The 19,580-nt window shown below is 62.5% G+C and carries 17 protein-coding genes and 1 pseudogene; 6 read left to right on the top strand and 12 right to left on the bottom strand.

The window, feature by feature from the left end:
- Positions 1-12 precede the first annotated feature (12 nt).
- The gene (locus WA157_RS12515; RefSeq protein WP_011463405.1) at positions 13-867 is read left to right on the top strand and encodes a carbohydrate ABC transporter permease; all 855 of its coding nucleotides are present in this window, start codon (positions 13-15) and stop codon (positions 865-867) included.
- A gap of 4 nt (positions 868-871) precedes the next feature.
- Positions 872-1,942, top strand: coding sequence for an ABC transporter ATP-binding protein (locus WA157_RS12510; protein WP_422621269.1), 1,071 nt, complete (start codon positions 872-874; stop codon positions 1,940-1,942).
- Here WA157_RS12510 and WA157_RS12505 read toward each other — a convergent pair.
- From WA157_RS12505 to WA157_RS12480, 6 genes are all read right to left on the bottom strand, one after another.
- Positions 1,939-4,134 (bottom strand): EAL domain-containing protein, encoded by a 2,196-nt coding sequence (locus WA157_RS12505; protein ID WP_422621268.1) that lies wholly within the window; start codon positions 4,132-4,134, stop codon positions 1,939-1,941. The genes WA157_RS12510 and WA157_RS12505 overlap by 4 nt on opposite strands.
- 33 nt (positions 4,135-4,167) lie before the next feature.
- Positions 4,168-5,610 carry a sensor histidine kinase gene (locus tag WA157_RS12500; protein ID WP_422621267.1) on the bottom strand — a complete coding sequence of 481 codons (1,443 nt, stop codon included), beginning with the start codon at positions 5,608-5,610 and terminating at the stop codon, positions 4,168-4,170.
- Positions 5,607-6,326, bottom strand: a complete 720-nt coding sequence (locus WA157_RS12495) for a response regulator transcription factor (protein ID WP_422621266.1) — start codon at positions 6,324-6,326, stop codon at positions 5,607-5,609. The genes WA157_RS12500 and WA157_RS12495 overlap by 4 nt, the downstream gene beginning before the upstream one ends.
- 36 nt (positions 6,327-6,362) lie before the next feature.
- Complete coding sequence (locus WA157_RS12490; protein WP_422621265.1) at positions 6,363-7,664, bottom strand: multifunctional CCA addition/repair protein; 1,302 nt, start codon at positions 7,662-7,664, stop codon at positions 6,363-6,365.
- Between the two features lies 1 nt (position 7,665).
- A complete protein-coding gene (locus tag WA157_RS12485; RefSeq protein WP_422621264.1) occupies positions 7,666-8,349 on the bottom strand; it encodes a glutathione S-transferase family protein in 684 nt (227 codons plus the stop codon).
- A gap of 607 nt (positions 8,350-8,956) precedes the next feature.
- On the bottom strand, positions 8,957-10,963 hold the full coding sequence (locus WA157_RS12480; protein WP_422621263.1) for a transglycosylase SLT domain-containing protein: 2,007 nt from the start codon (positions 10,961-10,963) through the stop codon (positions 8,957-8,959).
- Between the two features lie 9 nt (positions 10,964-10,972).
- Here WA157_RS12480 and WA157_RS12475 point away from each other — a divergent pair, with 9 nt between their 5' ends.
- The gene (locus WA157_RS12475) at positions 10,973-11,572 is read left to right on the top strand and encodes a 5-formyltetrahydrofolate cyclo-ligase (RefSeq protein WP_422621262.1); all 600 of its coding nucleotides are present in this window, start codon (positions 10,973-10,975) and stop codon (positions 11,570-11,572) included.
- Positions 11,573-11,581: 9 nt separating this feature from the next.
- Here WA157_RS12475 and WA157_RS12470 read toward each other — a convergent pair whose 3' ends face one another.
- Positions 11,582-12,544, bottom strand: coding sequence for a LysR substrate-binding domain-containing protein (locus WA157_RS12470; RefSeq protein WP_422621261.1), 963 nt, complete (start codon positions 12,542-12,544; stop codon positions 11,582-11,584).
- Between the two features lie 130 nt (positions 12,545-12,674).
- On the opposite strand from WA157_RS12470, the gene WA157_RS12465 reads away from it, so the two are divergent.
- Positions 12,675-13,166: a DUF2917 domain-containing protein gene (locus WA157_RS12465; RefSeq protein ID WP_422621260.1), complete on the top strand. Its 492-nt coding sequence runs from the start codon at positions 12,675-12,677 to the stop codon at positions 13,164-13,166.
- Positions 13,167-13,281: 115 nt separating this feature from the next.
- On the opposite strand, the gene WA157_RS12460 is transcribed toward WA157_RS12465, so the two are convergent.
- Together WA157_RS12460 and WA157_RS12455 are read right to left on the bottom strand one after the other, a co-directional pair.
- Complete coding sequence (locus tag WA157_RS12460) at positions 13,282-14,700, bottom strand: L-serine ammonia-lyase (RefSeq protein ID WP_422621259.1); 1,419 nt, start codon at positions 14,698-14,700, stop codon at positions 13,282-13,284.
- A 30-nt stretch (positions 14,701-14,730) separates the two neighbouring features.
- Positions 14,731-15,672: a DUF6279 family lipoprotein gene (locus WA157_RS12455; protein ID WP_422621258.1), complete on the bottom strand. Its 942-nt coding sequence runs from the start codon at positions 15,670-15,672 to the stop codon at positions 14,731-14,733.
- Here WA157_RS12455 and glmU point away from each other — a divergent pair.
- Both glmU and WA157_RS12445 read left to right on the top strand, forming a co-directional pair.
- Complete coding sequence (gene glmU / locus WA157_RS12450) at positions 15,671-17,104, top strand: bifunctional UDP-N-acetylglucosamine diphosphorylase/glucosamine-1-phosphate N-acetyltransferase GlmU (RefSeq protein WP_422621257.1); 1,434 nt, start codon at positions 15,671-15,673, stop codon at positions 17,102-17,104. The genes WA157_RS12455 and glmU overlap by 2 nt on opposite strands.
- A complete protein-coding gene (locus tag WA157_RS12445) occupies positions 17,101-17,862 on the top strand; it encodes a sensor histidine kinase (RefSeq protein WP_422621256.1) in 762 nt (253 codons plus the stop codon). Before glmU ends, WA157_RS12445 begins: the two co-directional genes overlap by 4 nt.
- 22 nt (positions 17,863-17,884) lie before the next feature.
- On the opposite strand, the gene WA157_RS12440 is transcribed toward WA157_RS12445, so the two are convergent.
- The 3 genes and pseudogenes from WA157_RS12440 to WA157_RS12430 form a co-directional block, all read right to left on the bottom strand.
- Positions 17,885-18,370, bottom strand: a complete 486-nt coding sequence (locus WA157_RS12440; protein WP_422621255.1) for an Lrp/AsnC family transcriptional regulator — start codon at positions 18,368-18,370, stop codon at positions 17,885-17,887.
- 45 nt (positions 18,371-18,415) lie between these two features.
- A complete protein-coding gene (locus WA157_RS12435; protein WP_422621254.1) occupies positions 18,416-19,318 on the bottom strand; it encodes an EamA family transporter in 903 nt (300 codons plus the stop codon).
- An 89-nt stretch (positions 19,319-19,407) separates the two neighbouring features.
- Positions 19,408-19,580, bottom strand: a pseudogene (locus WA157_RS12430) (branched-chain amino acid ABC transporter permease); the annotation flags it as partial.

Below are 19,580 nucleotides of genomic sequence, written 5' to 3'. Positions count from 1 at the left end.
CTGGGCCCAACCATGATTACCAAACACTTGCCCCGGGCCCTGATTTACGGCATTTTGCTGATTGCGGCCCTGTTCTTTCTGGCGCCACTTTATGTGATGCTGGCCACCTCGTTCAAGGACGCCGCGCAGATCCGCTCCGGCAACCTGCTGAGCTGGCCCAACTCATTGAACTTCGAGTCCTGGCAACTGGCCTGGTCCAGCGCCTGCACCGGGGTCGATTGCCGCGGTTTGAAGCCCTATTTTGTCAACTCGGTCATCATGGCGGTGCCCGCCGTGCTGATTTCAACCGCCTGGGGCGCCATCAACGGCTACGTGCTGAGCCTGTGGAAATTCACGGGCAGCGAGGTGCTGTTTGGCTTCATGCTGTTTGGTGTGTTCATGCCGTTTCAGGTGGTGCTGCTGCCGATGAGCCAGGTGCTGGGTTACCTGGGTTTATCCAGCTCCCTGGGCGGCCTGATTCTGGTGCACTGTATTGCCGGGCTGGCCGGCACCACCCTGTTTTTCAGAAACTATTACACCGCCATTCCCAAAGAGCTGGTCAATGCCGCGCGTATCGACGGTGCTGGTTTCTGGCGCATTTTTTTCCGCATCGTGATTCCGATGTCGACACCGATTCTGATGGTGACGCTGATCTGGCAGTTCACCAACATCTGGAACGATTTTCTGTTTGGCGTGGCGTTCAGCGGCGCGGACAGCAAGCCGATCACCGTCGGTTTGAACAACATGGCCAACACCTCCAGCAGCGTCAAAAGTTACAACGTGGACATGGCCGCCGCCGTCATCGCCGGCTTGCCGACCATGCTGGTCTATGTGCTGGCCGGTCAATATTTCGTCAAAGGTCTGACCGCTGGCGCGGTCAAAGGATAAACACATGGCAGCTTCACTCCACATCGCCGGTATTCGCAAGGTCTTTGGCAAAGGCGTCAAAGCCGTCGAAGTGCTGAAGAAGATTGACATCGACGTCGCACCGGGCGAATTTCTGATTCTGGTCGGGCCCTCGGGTTGCGGCAAATCGACCCTGCTCAACATCATTGCCGGACTGGAAGAGCCGACCGAGGGCGAGCTGCGCATTGCCGGCAAAAACGTCATCGGCGTGGCCCCGGCCCAGCGCGACATTGCCATGGTGTTCCAGAGCTATGCGCTCTACCCGACCATGAGCGTGGCCGACAACATTGGCTTTGCGCTGGAGATGCGCAAGGTGCCCAAGGCAGAGCGCCTCAAGCGCATCCATGAAGTGGCCGCCATGCTGCAAATTGAGCAACTGCTGGACCGCAGGCCAGCGCAGCTCTCAGGCGGCCAGCGTCAGCGCGTGGCCATGGGCCGTGCCCTGGCGCGTGATCCGCAACTGTTTTTGTTTGACGAACCTTTGAGTAATCTGGATGCCAAACTGCGCGTCGAGATGCGCGCCGAGATCAAGCGTCTGCACCTGGTCTCAGGCATTACCAGCGTTTATGTGACGCACGACCAGATCGAGGCCATGACGCTGGGCAGCCGCATTGCCGTCATGAAAGACGGCATCCTGCAGCAAATTGGCACGCCGGACGACATTTACCGCCGCCCGGCCAATACCTACGTGGCCGGGTTCATCGGTTCGCCTACTATGAATTTTATAGCTGGAAAGGCAAACGGGACGGGGGCTGATGCCGTATTTTCCTTTGAAGGTGGGGAGTTGCGGTTACCGTGTCCGACGGCTGGCAAGGTCACACTGGGCCAGCGCCCCGAGCACATTCACCTCGACCCCGATGCCACCTGGCGCGGTGAAGTGATACTGGTGGAGCCGACCGGAGCCGACACGTATGTCGTGGTGAGAACCGGTGTCGGCTTGATCACGGTGCGCACACCACCCAGCACGCAGGTTTTGATGGGCGACGTTGTGGGTCTGTCTGTCAGCGGCCGGCACAACAACTGGTTTGATGCGCAAAGCGGCTTGCGTCTGATTTAAGCTGTCAATTCAGGCGTCCGGCTTGCCTGGGCGACCATGAACGCTTCAAAGTCCGGCACCGAAACAGGTTTCGAGAACAAGTAGCCTTGACCGTAATCGCAGCCTGCCGCTGCCAGCAAATCGCGTTGCTGCGCGGTTTCAACACCCTCGGCGATCACCTTCATGCCCAGGGCGTGGGCCATGGCGATGATGGCCTGGCACAGGGCCAGGTCAGTCGACTCGGGAATCAGGTGGCGCACAAACGACTGGTCGATCTTGACAAAGTCGATGTCAAAACGTTGCAGATAGGACAAGGACGAATAACCGGTGCCGAAGTCGTCCAGCGACACCTGAATGCCGGCATCGTGAAGTTCGAGCAGCTGGTCGGCCACGCTGGAGCTGGTGTCGAGCAACAGCCCTTCGGTGATCTCCACCACGATGCTGTTACCCGGCAAACCCATCGCCTGCAGCTGCTGCGCCCACGGCGTCTTGCTCTTGCCGCGCTGGTGAAACTGCGCCGGTGACTTGTTGACGCTAATCTGGAAATCAGGGTCCAGCGCTGCGCGCCAGGCCTGCACCTGGCGCGCCGCCTGCTGAAACACCCACTCGCCAATATCGACGATCAAACCGCTGGCTTCGGCAATCGGAATGAATTCGACCGGACTGATCAGTCCACGCGTCGGGTGTTGCCAGCGAATCAGCGCTTCCGCCTTGCAAATGGCACCGCTGGCGAATTCAACAATGGGCTGGTAGACCAGCCGGAACTGTTGCCCGATGAGCCCGGCGTGCAAATCGTTGGCCAGCCGTACCCGGTTTTGTGCGGCCTGTTGCAGGGCCGGGGTGAAAAAACTGAAGCGATTGCGCCCGGCGCCCTTGGCCACATACAGCGCCTGGTCTGCGTTCTTGAACAGGTCTTCAATGTCGTCGGCATCAAGCGGATACATCGTGACGCCAATGCTGACCGACACAAAGACCCGCTCTGCATCCAGCTGGAATACGCCTTCCAGCGCCTGCAAAATTTTTTGCAGGATGCGCTCCAGACTGCTGGCATCGATCAGCTCGGTCAGGATGACGGCAAACTCGTCGCCGCCCATGCGGGCCACGGTATCGGACTCGCGCACGCAGGCGCTGATACGCCGCGCCGCTTCTACCAACAGGCGGTCGCCGCTGTTGTGACCGAGCGTGTCGTTGACTTCCTTGAAATGGTCCAGATCAATGAACAGCACCGCGAGCTGCAAGCCGTCGCGCCGGCTTTTTTTGATCTCTTGCGCCATGCGGTCGCGCAGCATGTGTCGGTTGGGCAGACCGGTCAGCGTGTCGAAATGCGCTTGTTGCCAGATCAGCGCCTCGGCATTTTTGCGCTCGGTGACGTCGGTGTGGGTCCCAATCATGCGCAGCGGCAGGCCCTGCGCGTCGCGGCTGATGACCATGCCGCGCGAAAGCATCCATTTCCAGCGGCCGTCCTTGCAACGCACGCGGTGCTCATCGGCATAGGTGGAGGTCAGGCCGTCAAAATGGGCCTGGCGATGGCGATGGAGCTGCGCCATGTCGTCGGGATGAATGAGCTTGTCGAACTCCCCCCGCGCCTGAAGATGGACATCACTGACGTCGTAGCCGAGTATTTCCAGCAATCGCTTGGAATAGAACTCCACACCGCTCTGGACATGCCAGTCCCAGACCCCATCGCCGGTGCTCTCCAGCGCCAGCTTCCAGCGTTCCTCATTTTTTTGTAGCGTGGCCTGCGCCTGCACATAGTCCGTGACGTCGGTAAAAGTGCGCACCATGCTGCCCTCAGGCAGCGCCTGCGTCTTGGCTTCCAGGGTACGACCCGCCGGTGTCACACGCAGATAGTGGGAGGGCAGGTCCTCGCGGGCGCCAGCGGCCACACCCAACACGCAGTTGCGCGCATGAACGTCGACCAGCGCCGCGTCCTGTCCGAAATCACCCCTGTCACGTTGGTAACGGGTCAGCGCCTGCACCGTCGGTCGGCTGGCCAGCAGACGCTCCGGCAGGTCCAGCAACTCGCAAACTCTGGGGTTGAAAATATCCACCCGCCCTTCCACATCAAATACCAGGATGCCCTGGCTGATGCTGGCGAGCGTGGTTTGCAGCAGTCGTGATTTCTCCGTCAACTGGACATTAAGCTGACGCAAGGCGGTGTCGGTTTCGGTCTGTTGGGGGTTCAGGTCTTCGTTCACAAACTTGGCAGACAAATTGAAAGACAGAAAAGCGGTCAGTCAGACCATTCAGCGTGCAGTATCCCACGACCCCACTGGCAGGCTGAGACTGATCCGCAGGCCGTGCGGCTGTACGACCTGCGCACTGGCGCTGCCCCCGTGGCGCTGGGCGATCTCGGCCACAATGGCCAGCCCCAAGCCGCAGCCGCCAGGCAGCTCGCTAGCGCGCCAGAAGCGCTCAAACAGGTGCGCCAGTTCAGTCGCCGCCAGGCCCGGACCGTTGTCTTCGACTTCCAGCACGGCCTGCTGGTTCAAGCGCCTCACACGCAGCGTCACCACACTACCCCGCCCGGCATAAAGGAGTGCATTGTCAAGCAGGTTGCTCACGGCTTCGCGCAGCAACATGGCTTCACCTTGCACCCCTAAACTGTCGGCCCCCTCATAGCCCAGGTCCACACCGGCGACCATGGCGCGCGGCGTCCAATCCCGCGCCACCTCACGTGCCAGGGCCGCCAGGTCGAGCGTTTGCAGGCGCACCTCGGCCTCGTTGCGCGCGAGTGACAGCAGTTGCTGCACCAGGTGTGCACTGCGCTGAGCGCCCGCCAACACCTTGCTCAGGCGCGCGTGCAGGGCTTGTGGATCGGTCTCGGCCAGCGCCAGTTCGGTCTGGCTGATCAGGCCCGCCAGCGGCGTGCGCAACTGATGCGCCGCATCGTTCAGAAAACGCTTTTCTTGCCCCAGGCTGCGCCGCACGGCGGCCAGCAATTGGTTGACCGCTTGCGCCAGCGCGTGCACCTCTTGCGGCGCCTGCGTCATCTCGATCGGCGACAACGCCGACACATTCTGTTCGCGCCGCAGCCCCAGTTGCGCCTGCAGCCGGGTCAGCGGAAGCAGGCCGCGGGAGACACCGCCATACACCAGCACACTCAGCAAGACCCCCAACAAAAGCAGGGGCGCCAGCATATCGGCCACCAGCTCCGTCGTCAGGCGCCGCTGCACGACCAGACTCTTGGCCACCTGCACCCGCAAGCGCTGGGGCGAGGTGGCCTCCCCATAGTTGACTTCCAGCAACGCCACCCGCATCGGTTTGCCGTCCACCACGGCGTTGTACAGCAAGGGCTCTCCGGGAACCGGGCTGAGACGCTGCGGCGGTTCCGGCAAGCGGCCGTTGCCCAGCAGGAAACTCCCCGGCGGCGACGAAACCAGGTAACTCACCCGGTCTTGCGGATCCTGCTCCATGATGTCTTGTGCCGCGCGCGGAAAGTCGATCAGCAGACCCGAGCCGATCGGCTTGACCTGGCGCGCCAGCGAGCGCACCGATTGCGTCAGGGACTGGTCGATGCCTTTTTCAGCGTAGCTCAGCGCAATCCGGTAGGCCAGGGCGCCACCCACCAACCACAGCACCAGCTGCGGCAACAACAACCACAACAGCAGTTGCCGTTTGAGCGACAAGCCATGGCCCGCCGTGCCCGAGCCAGCGCCCTCCCCCGCCAGCGTATCGCCCAGGCTCACGGCGCACTGGACTCCAGCATGTAACCCAGGCCGCGCACGTTGCGGATACTGAGCCCGGAGTCGGCGAGCTTGCGGCGCAGGCGGTGGATATAGACCTCCAGCGCATTCGAGCCCACACCGGCACTGGCCCCGGTACTCGTACCGTCTCCGGGCTCGGATTGCCATGCGGAGAGCACATCTTCACGGCTGATCACCTGCCCCGCGTTGGTGACCAGCAAAGACAGAAGCGCCCACTCGCGTTGCGTCAGTTCCAGCGCCTCATCGCCGACCCAGGCTTGCGGCAATTTGGCATCTACCCGCAGACGCCGCGCGCCATCGGTGACCAGTTCCAGCGAACCCCCAAAAGCGGGCAGCCGGGCGCGCCGCAGCATGGCCCCCAGGCGGGCTTGAAGCTCAGCCATGCTGAACGGCTTGGTCAGGTAATCGTCGGCCCCGGCGTTAAGCCCCTGCACCCGGTCCTCGACACCGTCACGTGCGGTGAGTACCAGCACCGGCAACGCGGGCAGGCGTTTGCGCAGCCAGCGCAACACCTCCATGCCACTGACTTTGGGCAAGCCCAGGTCCAGAATCACGCCGTCAAAACGGCTGGACTCCAGCAAGGCCTGCGCGCGCTCACCGTCGCTGGCAGGGGTGACGGTGTGACCGGCCTGGGTCAGCTGAGCACCCAACGCATCGCGCAGCAACTCGTCATCTTCAACAATCAGCAAATGGGACATGGCCCAAGCATAACAAGCAAAGCGGGCGCTGCCCCATCAATGCGCCGGGGTGGCGGGCAGCGGGCACTGCAGCCGGGCCTGGACCGCCTGAACCCGCGCCAGATGAATCAGTTCACCTATTTTTTGGCCGCTAGCCCCCGTCGCCATTGCGTCCGACGCTATCTTTTCTGTAACAACACTCTGCGCGGCCGACAAGGCCGACAGCAGCCGGGGCCGCTGCGGATAGGGCGACTCGGCCAGCCCCAGCCGCCCGCGCGCGTCACACTCGCAGGCCAGCAAGATTTGCCCAAAGCGCTGCGGCTTGCGAAAGGCATCGCAGCGCTCCAGCAGGCGTACCAGTGCGGCTGCATCGAAATTGCCACTGCGGTGAATATTGCCGTGCTCGCGCGCCATCACGTCGGCGAGCTCCCGGCAATCGGTGGGCAGGCGCAAGCGCTCAGCCAGGCCCTTGAGGAGTTGCGCACTGCGCTGCTCATGCCCGAGGTGGCGCGGCAAAACGTCAAGCGGTGTAGTGCCCTTGCCCAAGTCGTGCGTCAGACAGGCCAGCCGCACCGGCAGGTCAGCGCCCAGGCGGGCCGCCATGTCGAGCACCAGCGCCAGGTGTGCGCCGGTGTCGATTTCGGGGTGGTAATCGGCACGCTGCGGCACGCCCCAGAGTCGATCGACGTCCGGCAGGATTCTGGCCAGCGCCCCACAGTCGCGCAGCACCTCGAACATGCGTGAGGGCGTGGCCTCCATCAGCCCACGGGAGAGCTCCTGCCAGACGCGCTCGGCCACCAGATGATCGACCTCGCCGCTGTGCACCATCTCAAGCATGAGTTGCAGGGTCTCGGGGGCCACGCTGAAGTCGGGAAAGCGCGCGGCCAGACGGGCCAGTCGCAGGATGCGCACCGGGTCTTCACAAAAAGCGGCGCTGACGTGGCGAAATATTTTGTCGGCGATGTCCTGCTGGCCATTAAAAGGATCCACCAGGGCAGCCGGCGCCGTTGCCGAGCTCTTAATGTCAAATAAGCCTCTAGCCCTTATGTAATCTGCGTCAATAGCTATTGAATTAATAGTCAGATCGCGCCGCGCCAGATCTTCTTCCAGCGTCACATCGGGCGCGGCGTGAACGGCAAAACCGCGGTAACCGGGCGCAGTTTTGCGCTCAAGGCGGGCCAGCGCATATTCCTCGTGGGTTTGCGGATGCAAAAACACCGGAAAGTCCTTGCCCACCGGCACAAAGCCCTGCGCGATCAGCTCATCCGGCGTGGCGCCGACCACCACCCAGTCGCGGTCCGTCACCGGCAAGCCCATCAGGGCATCGCGCACAGCACCACCGACCAAGTAGATTTGCATGTCAGCGCTTCAGGCGGTAAGGCTCTTCAAAATCAAGAAAGTCCTGTTCTGCCAGCGCTCCGTCGATCCAGGCTTTCACACCGGGCAGCGCCTGCACCCGCGCGACGTAGTCGGCAATCGCGGGCGGTAGCGGCAGCGCGTAGCTTGTCAGGCGGGTGCAGATCGGGGCAAAGTAGGCATCCGCCACCGAAAAGTCGCCAAACAGCATCGGCCCGCCGTGGGCCTTGAGCAACTCGTCCCACATCGCGACCAGCCGCGCCACATCCAAGCGCACCGCGGGCTGGTCGCGCCAGATCAGGGCCCCAACCTCAGGCAGCCTCGCTTCGATGTTCATCGGGCAGTGGCCGCGCAGGCCGGTGAAGCCAGCGTGCATCTCGGCGCAGACGCTGCGAGCGCGGGCACGCGCGGCCTTGTCGCGTGGCCACAAGTGTTTGTCCGCAAACTGCTCGGCCACATATTCGGCAATCGCCAGCGTGTCCCACACCACCAGATCACCATCGAGCAATACCGGCACCTTGCCGGTCGGTGTCAGGGCATTGACGGTTTTCTTGAAGCTGGAATCTGGCGTGAACGCGTCAAAGCGAACCATGATTTCTTCAAATGGGATCTCCGCTTGTTTGAGCAGCACCCAGGGGCGCATGGACCAGCTGGAGTAGTTTTTGTTGCCGATGACGAGTTTGAGCATGAAATTCTCCAAAACGTGAATGCTAGCAGTGCGGCTCGTTTATGGTTTTTCTAGCCTTTTTTAATAGCATGTTACCCATACTGGGCGAGGGCTAGAGGTCGATTTTGTTTGAATTCTTCCGTTTTTCTGATACTGACCGGGTACGGCTGTGTTGGATTTTCAAGTTATTTTTTCCCCACTCACTCCCCCCGCCCTCTCCCGCCCCGCCGGGCGGAAGAGGGAGCCAACAGCCACATTTGGCCGCGTTTTTTACGTCTGGAAAACTGGTGATCCAAGGCGTGCTGGCCTCAAAGTGACTGTACCGCCAGCAACAGACCGATCACCCGAGCTACTGGCGTGTTGGTTGTCCGCTGTCGGTCCCAGTTGCTGCCGGTCTCGCAATTTGGCGTCGGGCGGTCAACTGATCGGATCGGTTTGTCCACAGGTTGCCGTCGCTTCGAGGCCAGCGCGCAGTCAAGAACCCGTTTTCCCACCTTAAAAAACGCGGCCAAATGGAGCTCCCCTCTTTCGCCCGGCGGGGCGAGAGAGGGGTTGGGGGAGTGAGTGGGGGAAAAATTCCAGAAGAAAACCGTCGCCGCAGCGCCTACAACCGGCAACCCACCGAGCCTCAAGGCAAGTCGGAATCGACCGGTGCCGCCCCGGCACCGCGTGGCCCGACCAGCCCGAGGCGGCTTTTCAGCGACTGCGGTTGACCGGAAATGAGCGCGGCGTAGCTGGTGGTGTTGGACAAGACTTTTTTCACATAGTCACGGGTCTCGGTGAACGGCACGTTCTCGGCCCAGATGGCGGCTTCCAGCGTCGGCGCCCCGGCTTGACCGCGCCAGTTGCGCGGGCGCCCGGGCCCGGCGTTGTAGGCGGCGGCGGCCATGGGCATGGAGCCGTCAAAGTTGTCCAGCACCAGCTTGAGATAGCCGGTGCCAATCGCAATGTTGGTGTCACGCTCACTGAGTTGTTGCGGCTTGAAGTTGACCAGTCCGATTTTTTTGGCGGTCCAGCGCGCCGTCGCTGGCATCACCTGCATCAGCCCGGCGGCACCGACACCCGAACGGGCGTCCATGATGAAGCGGCTTTCCTGCCGGATCAAGCCATACACGTAGGCCGGGTCCAACCCGATTTCCGAGCTGCGTTGCAGTACCGCGTCCTTATGGGGCATGGGAAAGCGCTGCGTGAAATCGATCACATTTTTAGTACGCTCGCTGGTGTTGCTGCAGCGGTCCCACACCTCATGCTGGCAGGCCAGGTCGGCAGCGGCCAGCAGTTCGCGGTCGCTCATGCCGCCGCGTTGGTGCATATTGACGCTGTAGTTCCATTCACGCACGCCCTCGTTGCGCAAGCCGATTTGAATGGCATACAGACTGCGATTGAGGCCGGGGTCGAGCCGGGCCGCGTCCTTTTCTTCGGCTGTCAACGCGGCGGGCGCTGCGGGCACGGTCACGCGCTGGCCAAGTTCTTCCAGTGCCAATTGCTCGTAAAAGCCGCGCACGCCGGCAATGCTCTGCAACAAACGCTGCGGCTCGACATGATCGGCCGGCGTTTTGGCCAGCTTCAGCAGGGCGCGCGCGCGCCAGTAGACCCAGGCGGCGTCCTGGCGCTGGCTCTCGCTCATGGCCGACGTGGCGGCCACCACCTGCGCCCAGTTGCCCGCCCGCAGCGCCGCGCGCACCTTCCAGGCCAGTTGATCGGCCTGCATGAACTTGTCTTGCCCTTTCATGAAATAGGCCAAGGCGTCATCCGACAGGCGCATGGCGGCACGTTTACCGATCACGCCCCAGACCCAACTGCGCTCCTCCTGACTGAGTTGGGTTTTCCAGCGCAGTTTGTCAATCTCGATGGCAGCAGCGGCAGGGTCTTTGACAGCGAGGCGAATCATGGCCAGCGTGACCAGCTCTTTGGTGCGCAGCCGCAGCGCCAGCAGCTTGCCTTCAAGGTAGTGTTCGGGCCGGGTGTAGATGGCGCTGACCGTGTTGGCCCATTCGGCATTGAGCAGGCCCACCGCCTGGGTGGCGATGCGCAGGTTGTCGTTTTCGAACCCCTGGCGCGCGCGCAACCAGACTGTCTGGGGCTGGAGCTTTCTGGCTTTGAGCTGCTGGTCTGCGGCGGCCGCACAGCCGTCATCGGCATCGCGCTGGGCCAGCCACAGAGCCTCCACTTGTTGCACCACATCGCGTTCGCTTGACTTGAAGTCGGTCAGCAAGGCGTAGCACTGGACCGAACGGTCATCGTTCATGCGGAAATTGGGGTACTCGGCCATGAAAGTGCCCCATTCCTGCCGCTGCCCGAGCAGCAGCAGCCAGTCGTTGCGCAAGCGGTCCTCCTGGTAGGTACCGGCAAAGCGGTTCAAAAAGAACTGGATTTCAGCCGGGCTTGCGGTGTCCAGGCGGGCACGCAATTCCCAATAAGCGGCCCAGGGTTCCAGGGTGTGGTCACGCATCTGGGGCAACAGCTCGCTCAGACGTTTGGTATTGCCCTTCTTGAAGGCCTGGTTCATCTCCAGAATAGTCTGGTCGGCGGCCGTGGTGCCCGCCGCCCTGGACTGCGCCTGCGCCGCTGGATTTGCCGACAGGGTCAAGACGCCCAGCAGCGCAATCGATGTCAAAATGGTAGAGAACTGCATGTGGAGATTATGGATACAACTGATGAAAAGAAAGCGCAGGCCAAAAAAGCCCTGCGCAAACGCCTGGTTGAACAACGTCTGAATCTCCCGGATCGACAACAACGCGCCAACCTGTTGCAGCGCGTGATGCGCATCTGGCTGGTCGGCCGCCCGGATGCTGTCATTGGTGCCTACTGGCCGATCAAGGGTGAATTCGACCCCTTGCCGGCGCTGCATCGGTGGAAAGAAGACGGTGAACTGATCGATCAGCCTCAACCTCGCATGATTGGACTGCCGGTGGTGGACAAAGTTCACAAGACCATGGCTTTCCATGCCTGGTATCCCGGCTGTCCGATGGAAGAAGACGCTTACGGCATCCTGAAACCGAAGGACACCGAGGTCATTGTGCCCACCCTGCTGTTTGTGGCGTGCGTGGGTTATGCAGCGGGCGGCTACCGGCTCGGTTATGGCGGCGGTTTTTATGACCGCATGCTGGCCGCGCTGACACCCCAACCGTTTACCGTCGGGCTCGGGTTTGCGCAAGGTTTTTTGCCTGACTTCGAGCCCGAGCCGCATGACATACCGCTCGATGCCATCCTGAACGACAACGGCGTGGTGTGGCCGGTCTAGGAAAGAGGCCTATGACAGCGCCTCGCCTGTCGCCTGGCGTGTGAGCGCGGCCTGAGCCATCAGCCAGTCGCAAAAGGCACGGGTCTCGGGGCGCGCTACGCTGCGCGGGCTGACGATGAGCCAGTAAGCCAGGGGCGAGTCCAGGCGCATGCCCGGTAAAACCTCAACCAGGTCGCCTGAGGCCAGGCTGTCCGCCACCTGTGGCGTACGGGCCAGTGCCACGCCTTGGCCCGTCAACGCCGCCTGCACAATCTGGTGGGCATAGTTGAAATAGAGCCAGCGCTTCGGTTCCAGCTTCTTGAAATCGTGCTCATCGAGCCAGCGGCGCCAGGTGAGCCACTCCAGATGTAGTGTGCGGTGCGCGTCGCTGGCTTCGATCAAGGCGAAATGCGCCAGGTCTTCACCTCGCTTCAGAGGGGGTCCACTCTTGAGCAGCCAGGGGCTGGCCACGGGGGTCAGTTGCTCGCCGAACAGGCGCACGGCGTTGGACGGCACGCTGGAAGGCAGGGTGTAGCGCAGCGCCAGGTCGATGTCGGTGGTGTCCAGGTCGACCGACACATCCGTGGCGTCAATGCGAATGTCGATGTCAGGATGCTCGCTCTGGAAGGCCTCCAGCCGCGGAATCAGCCACATGGAGGCAAACGAGGCCCAGGTGCTGATGGCCACGCTTTTGCGTCCGGCGCTGCGCCGGATAAGCCGCACCGCGCTGTCCATGCGTTCCAGCGATGGCAGCACGGCGCGCAGTAACTGGGCGCCCGCGCTGGTGAGCTCGACGGCGCGCGTGTGGCGTAAAAAAAGACCGACCCCCACTTCATCTTCCAGCGCCTGAATCTGGCGGCTGACGGCGCTTTGGGTCAGCGACAAGTCATCAGCCGCGGCGCGAAAGTTGAGATGGCGCGCCACGGCCTCGAAGGCGCGCAATTGACCGACCGAAATGGGGCGCGTGCGCAGATGGTTTTCAGAATGTTGCATGTGGTGTGAGGGCCGCGACGGGCCCGTCTATTGATGCGTAAATGGAATGAATAGCTTAGCTTGAATTCATTGGACGAACAAGCTTTTTGTGACGATCATTCAATGCCAAATTGCACTACTGGAGTCTGTCATGGTCACGCAACATTTAACGCAATTGCAACACGCCCAAGACGCCGCCGTTTTTGTGTGCTGGAAGCTGATGCCGGGGCGAGCCATCAGCCTGCGGCCGCGCCAGGCGGGTGTACTGCGCATCGAACAGGGACAGATATGGGCCACCGTTGACGGCTCACCGCGCGTACCCGGCCATGAGTTGGGGGACCACTTTTTGCGGGCCGGACAGCAATTGGCGGTTCGCGCCGGGCAGCACCTGGTTTTTGAGCCCTACGGCGCGGCGAACGCGTCGCCGGTCTACTTTGAGTGGACCCCGCTTGCCGAGTCGGTCACCCTGCGCGGATCGCGCTGGCAGGCGGCCGTGATGCGTCCGCTGCGCGATTTGGGGCAGGCGGTGCTGATGGCGGGCCTTGCCCTGGGACAACTGGTGCTGGGGCTGGCCGGCTACGGCGAATATCTGGTGACCGGGCGAGGTCGTGTTTTGTCAAAATTCGAGGCTAACCAGCCTTGACCCCGGCCCGGAGCCTGCCAGCAGCTTGGCATTGGCGCGCCACGCACGTGCCAGCCTCGCTCGGCAAGCCGCAGCACGACGGGCCGAATTCAGGGTCGCTGCGCATCGGACAGCCCTAACATTCCACAATATTGACCGCCAATCCGCCGCGCGAGGTTTCCTTGTATTTGGTTTTCATGTCGGCGCCGGTCTCGCGCATGGTCTTGATCACCTTGTCGAGCGACACCACATGCTGGCCGTTGCCAGCCAGCGCCATGCGCGCCGCGTTCACAGCCTTGACCGCGCCCATGGCGTTGCGTTCAATGCAGGGCACCTGCACCAGGCCGCCGATGGGGTCGCAGGTCAGGCCCAGGTTGTGCTCCATGCCGATCTCGGCGGCGTTTTCAATCTGCTCGGGGCTGCCGCCCATCACCGCGGTCAAGCCGGCGGCGGCCATCGAGCAGGCCACGCCAACCTCGCCCTGACAGCCCACTTCGGCGCCGCTGATGGAGGCATTGAGCTTGTACAGCATGCCAATGGCCGCCGCACTCATCAGGAAATTGATCACGGCGTCGTCGACGCTGTTGTGCCCGGCCGCATGGGTCTGCGTTGACCGTCCGTGCTGGCTCAGCACAAAGCGGTCGCAGTAGTGCAGCACCGCCGGAATGACCCCGGCCGCGCCGTTGGTCGGCGCCGTTACCACGCGCCCGCCCGCGGCGTTCTCTTCATTCACGGCAAAGGCATAGACATTGACCCAGTCCAGCACCGACAACGGATCGGCCAGCGCTTGCTCGGCACGCTCGCGCAACTGGGCCACCAGCACCGGGGCGCGGCGTTGCACCTTGAACGGACCGGGCAGTGTGCCCTGCGCGCTCAGGCCGCGTTGCACGCATTCGCGCATGACGCGCCAGATGTTGAGCAGACCGGCACGGATTTCATCATCGCTGCGCCAGGTGCGCTCGTTGGCCCACATCAACTCGCCAATGCTCAAGCGCTGCTGCTGGCAAGTCGCCAGCAGTTCAGCGCCCGAGGTGAAGGGGTAAGGCACCTTCTGGTACTCGCTCAGCACGGCCTCATTGGGGCTGCCTGCGGTGACCACAAAACCGCCGCCGACGCTGAGGTACTTGGCTTGCCGGAGCAAATGGCCCTGCGCGTCCACCGCACTGAACTTCATGCCGTTGGGATGCTCGGCCAGGGCCTCGCGGCGGTACATCAGCAAGTGCTCTTTTTCCTTGAACACAATGGGCTTGACACCCAACAGCGCCAGCGTCTGTTGGGCACGCACGGTCTGGATCAGGCCGGATACCGCTGTCACATCCACCGTGTCGGGCGCGTGGCCCATCAAGCCAAGCATGACCGCCACATCGGAGCCGTGGCCTTTGCCGGTGGCACCCAATGAGCCATACAGCTCGCAGGTCACGCCCTGGGTGGCGTCGAGCCAGTGCTCGCGCTCCAGCGTCTGGGCAAACAGGCGTGCCGCGCGCATCGGCCCCACCGTGTGCGAGCTGCTCGGTCCGATACCAATCTTGAAGAGATCAAAAACGCTGATGGCCATGGGCTGATCTTATGCGGATATGGCCAGGCCTCAACGCCCGGCCGTCAGCAAGGCTCGGGCGTCGGCCGCGTAGCTTTGCAGCGTTTTGATGGCTGCGAGCCGCTGTGCCGGTGTCGTGCTGTTATGCAGGGCGGCCAGGGTCTGGCAGGTCGCCTGCGTCGCCATTTCCTGCTGATTTCGATAGACAGGATCGGGCGAATTGACGGCGCGCGCCAGCCAGGCGTGCAGCGCTGCCCGGACCGCCTTGTCGCTGGGCGTGCCGCTCTGGACTTGGCGCAAGGTTTGCAGCACGTCCTGGTGGCGGCGCTGGCTCTCGCGCTCGCGCAAGTCGGCGTCAAACGGCAGCGCCGCAACGCGCTCGCGCAGCAGGGCCAGTTGCGGCTCCTCCAGGCTGCCATAGAGCATTTCGGCCCGATCTACCAGTTGCTTGACGCGCCGCGCGTTGCGCTCGTCAAGAGAAACCGTCAACCATTGGGCGCGCCATTTTTCGCTGCGTTTGTCCAGTTGGCGCTGCAGGTGAACGAGCTGCTCTGGCGTCAATGTCGGCGCCAGCGCGGCGATGCTCGGTTCGGCCTGATCAAGGAGCGCCTGCAGCCGGGGTTTGAGTTCGCCGTAGACCTCGCACAGCTGGCCGGGCGTGACCGTAACAGGTGCCAGCCGCTGCAATTTCTCCAATAGATTGACATAACGTGGCAGCTCGCTTTGGCGATGCCAGGCCTGTAGCGCTGCCAGATCGGCACGCACCTGGACTGACTGTGGGTCGTTGAAGTCCAGGAAACTGTCGAGCCACCAATAGCTCAACTCGGGCGCGCTGTTGTAGCCCAGTCTGACCGCGCTGCACCCCGATAACAACAGGGCCGGCAGCAATGCCCAGAGCAGAGCCCGCAGTCCCCGCGCAAGCACCGCCGGCAGCCCGCCGATAATGTCAAAAGATTGATTCGGTCGGGTGGGAAAAAGAATGGAAACAGGCATGAGTGATATTTCAGAAATCAAACCAGTGGCGGCTGCCGTGGACGTGGTCATCATGGCCGCCGGCAAAGGCACGCGCATGAAAAGCAGACTGCCCAAAGTGTTGCACCTTTTGGCCGGGCGCGCTTTGTTGCAGCATGTGGTGGACACGGCGGGGCAACTGTCAGCCCGTCAGGTAGTGGTCATCACCGGTCATGGCGCTATGGAAGTAGAAGCGGCTGTCTCAGGTAGCACGGGGGCTAGAGCTGGATTTGATATAAATTTTGTCCGCCAGGAGCCGCAACTTGGCACCGGCCATGCGGTGCAGCAAGCGGTGCCGCTGCTACGCGACGACGGTATGGTGGTGGTGCTTTCGGGCGACGTGCCCTTGATACAGGCGGCTACCTTGCGGCACCTGATCGCCGCCGCTGGCACTGACAAGCTGGCGCTCCTGACCATCGATTTTGCCGACCCCACGGGTTACGGCCGCATCGTGCGCCGGGGTGATGTGGTGCAAGCCATCGTCGAGCAGAAGGACGCGACGCCTGTGCAGCGTGAGATTACCGAGGTCTACAGCGGCATCATGGCGCTGCCCGCCCGGCAGCTCAAAGCGTGGCTGGCGCGGCTGGACAAGCAGAACGCCCAAGGCGAGTATTACCTGACTGACATCGTGAAATTCGCCGTGGCCGATGGTGTGCCGGTGGTGGCGCACAAAATTACCGACGCGACCCAGGTCGCGGGCGTCAACAGCCCGGTGCAACTCGCGGCGCTGGAGCGGGCTTTTCAAAGCAAAATGGCGCTGCAACTGATGGAGCAAGGCGTGCGCTTGACTGACCCGGCGCGGCTCGACGTGCGTGGCCAATTGCACTGCGGGCAAGACGTGTCGATTGATGTCAACTGTGTCTTTGAAGGCATGGTGAAATTGGGCGAAGGCGTGAAAATTGGCGCAAATTGTGTGATCAGGAATGCAGACATAGCCGCCGGGGCCGTGATTCATCCGTTCACCCACATTGAAGGCGGCCCACCCGGCAGCAAGGACGCGGTGGAAATCGGCGCCGGGGCCTTGATTGGACCATTTGCCAGGCTCAGACCCGGTGCCAAACTGGGCGATGCCGTGCATGTTGGCAACTTTGTCGAAGTCAAGAATTCAACGCTGGCGCGCGGCGCCAAGGCCAATCATCTGGCTTATCTGGGCGACGCCACGGTCGGCGAGCGCGTCAACTATGGTGCCGGCAGCATCACCGCCAATTACGACGGCGCCTTCAAACACCGCACCGTCCTTGAAGCCGATGTGCACATTGGCAGCAACTGCGTGCTGATTGCCCCGCTCACGATCGGCGCGGGCGGCACCGTGGGCGGTGGCTCCACCGTGACCAAAGACACGCCGCCCGGGGCACTCACCGTGGCGCGGGCGAAACAGGTCAGCATCGCCAACTGGAAGCGGCCGAGCAAATGAGCACGGCGGCGGCGGCGGGGACGCAAGCCAGCGACATCCAGCGCCTGCAGCGCGAGTTGCGCCAGGCACGTGCTGAGCTTGATGACTTCACCTACGCGGTGTCACACGACCTGCGCGCCTCGCTGCGCCATGTCAGCGCCTATGCGCAAATCATCCAGGAAGACCTGGGCGAGCGTCTCACCCCCGACATCGCTGCGCACTTGGCCACGGTGCAGCAGGCGGCCAAGCAGATGACACGCCAAATCGAAGGTTTGACTGAGTTGTCGCGACTGACGCGACTGGATTTGCAGCTGACACGGCTGGACGTCGGGCAGCTGCTGCGTGATGTGCTGATAGCCATGGCCCCCTCGCTGCAAGGTCGAGTGGTTCACTGGCGGGTAGCGCAAGACATACCCGCCCTGCAAGGTGACGCGGTGCTGATTCGGCAGGTATTGATGCACCTGCTGTCCAACGCAGTCAAGTTCACGGCGAATCGAGCGGTGGCTGAAATCCAGATCACCTGGCAAACCCATGCCAGCGGCCTGTGCGCCTTGACCATCGCCGACAACGGTGCGGGTTTCAACCCGCAATACAAGGACAAATTGTTTCATGCGTTTGGGCGCCTCCACGGGGCCCGTGAGTTTGAGGGCCTTGGCATGGGCCTGGCGCTCACCCGCAAAATCGGGGAACGCCACGGTGGCGTGGTTTGGGCCAACGCGGTACCTGACGCGGGCTGCAGCGTCAGTTTCACATTGCCGCTGGCGCCAACCGCGAATTAGGTCACAGCCCCATCACAGTTCGTCACAATGGCAGCGCCACCCGCGCGCCAAATTTACTGCGCTTGACGCTGAAAAACGTTTTGACGTTGCGCACATTGGCATCCGCCGTGAACAGGCGCTGCGCCAGCGCCAGATAGTCAGGCATCTGCGCTACCTGCACTACCAGACAGAAATCCGGCCCCGGTGACACGCGGTAACACTGCTGCACGGCATCCTCCAGGGCAACGCGTTGCTCGAATGCTTCGAGCGCCTGGTTGTCCTGGTGGTCCAGTGTGATCTCTGCCAGCGCGCACAACCCATAACCCGCCACAACTGCCAATTTATCCACGCTGAGCACCGCGATCACCCGCTCGATCAGCCCTGCGTCACGCAGCCGTTTCACACGGCGCAAACAGGTCGGTGGCGAAACGTGCACCCGCGCGGCCAAGTCCTGATTGGTCAGCGAGGCGTCAATCTGCAGCTGCGCCAGCAACTGCAAATCGATCGAATCAAGGTGGGCTTGTTCCATACTTCAATACTTGGTGCTGTGTTTCAATGAGTTCAGAGTCACATCTCAGTTCGCAGTGGGGCGATGGCGCAGCCACTGGCGCCACTTGGGCCACAGCAGATTCAGGGCCAGGCCACCCATGACCAGCGCAGCGGCGCTGAGTTTCCATGCCGGCAAACCTTCACCCAGCCAGAGCGCGGCGGCGCCCATGCCGAACAAGGGCACCAGCAGCGCCATCGGCGTGATGGTGGCGGCCGGGTAGCGTGCCAGCAGCCAGCCCCAGGCGGCGTAGCCAAACAGCGAGTTGCCCCAGGCCTGCCACGCCACCGCCGCCCAAACCACCGCATCGGCGCCGCGCAGACCCGCAGCCACCGCGTCCCAACCTTCAAACCACCATGAGAGCGCCGCCAGCGGTGGCACGGCAAACAGACTCGACCACACCACATACGCCACCATATTGACGCGCCCAGCCTCGCGCGCCACGATGTTGCCCCCCGCCCATGCCAGCGCGGCCAGCAAAATCAGCGCCAGCCCCAGCAGCGTGGTACTGCCATCGGTATGCAGCACGATGATGCCAATACCAGCGCTGGCCAAAGCCAACGCCAGCCACTGCATGCGCTGCAGCTGTTCGGCGGCCAGTCGCATCGCCAGCCCGATGGTGAAGAACACCTGAACCTGGATCACCAGCGAAGCCAGGCCGGGCGAAATGTGACCGTTCATGGCGATAAACAGCAGGCCAAACTGCCCCACGCCGATCAGCAGGCCGTAAGCGGCGAGGTTGCGCCACGGCACCTTTGGCCGCGGCAAAAAGAACACGGTTGGCACCACCACCACGGCGAAGCGCAAGGTGGCAAACAACAGGGGCGGCATCTGGCCCAGTGCGAGTTTGATGACAACAAAATTGGTGCCCCAGACCGCCACGACGGCCAGCGCCAGCAGAAAATGTCGCAGTGATAGCGTGTGTCTCATGGCTCGATTGTCAACCATGCCACCTGGGCCAGCGCTCGCACGCCACTGGCCGCAAAAAGTCGCCCAGGCACTTGTTGGCAGGCGCCTTTTCAGGCCTTGGGCGCTGCCGTGACACTGCGGCGGCGCTCCAGCCAGGCCTGCAACTCGCCGACCACACCCTTACGGAAGGCCAGCACGCACAGCACAAAAATCACGCCAATGATGACGTTCACCCAGGAGCCGACCTTGTCAGCCAGCGTGTCTTGCAGCGAGATCACAATAC

This window comes from Rhodoferax ferrireducens (assembly GCF_049302455.1).
In the GTDB taxonomy this organism is placed as follows: Bacteria; Pseudomonadota; Gammaproteobacteria; order Burkholderiales; family Burkholderiaceae_C; genus Rhodoferax; species Rhodoferax ferrireducens_B.
Note: the sequence above shows the minus strand (reverse complement) of the source record. Positions and strands in the feature narration are given on the sequence as shown.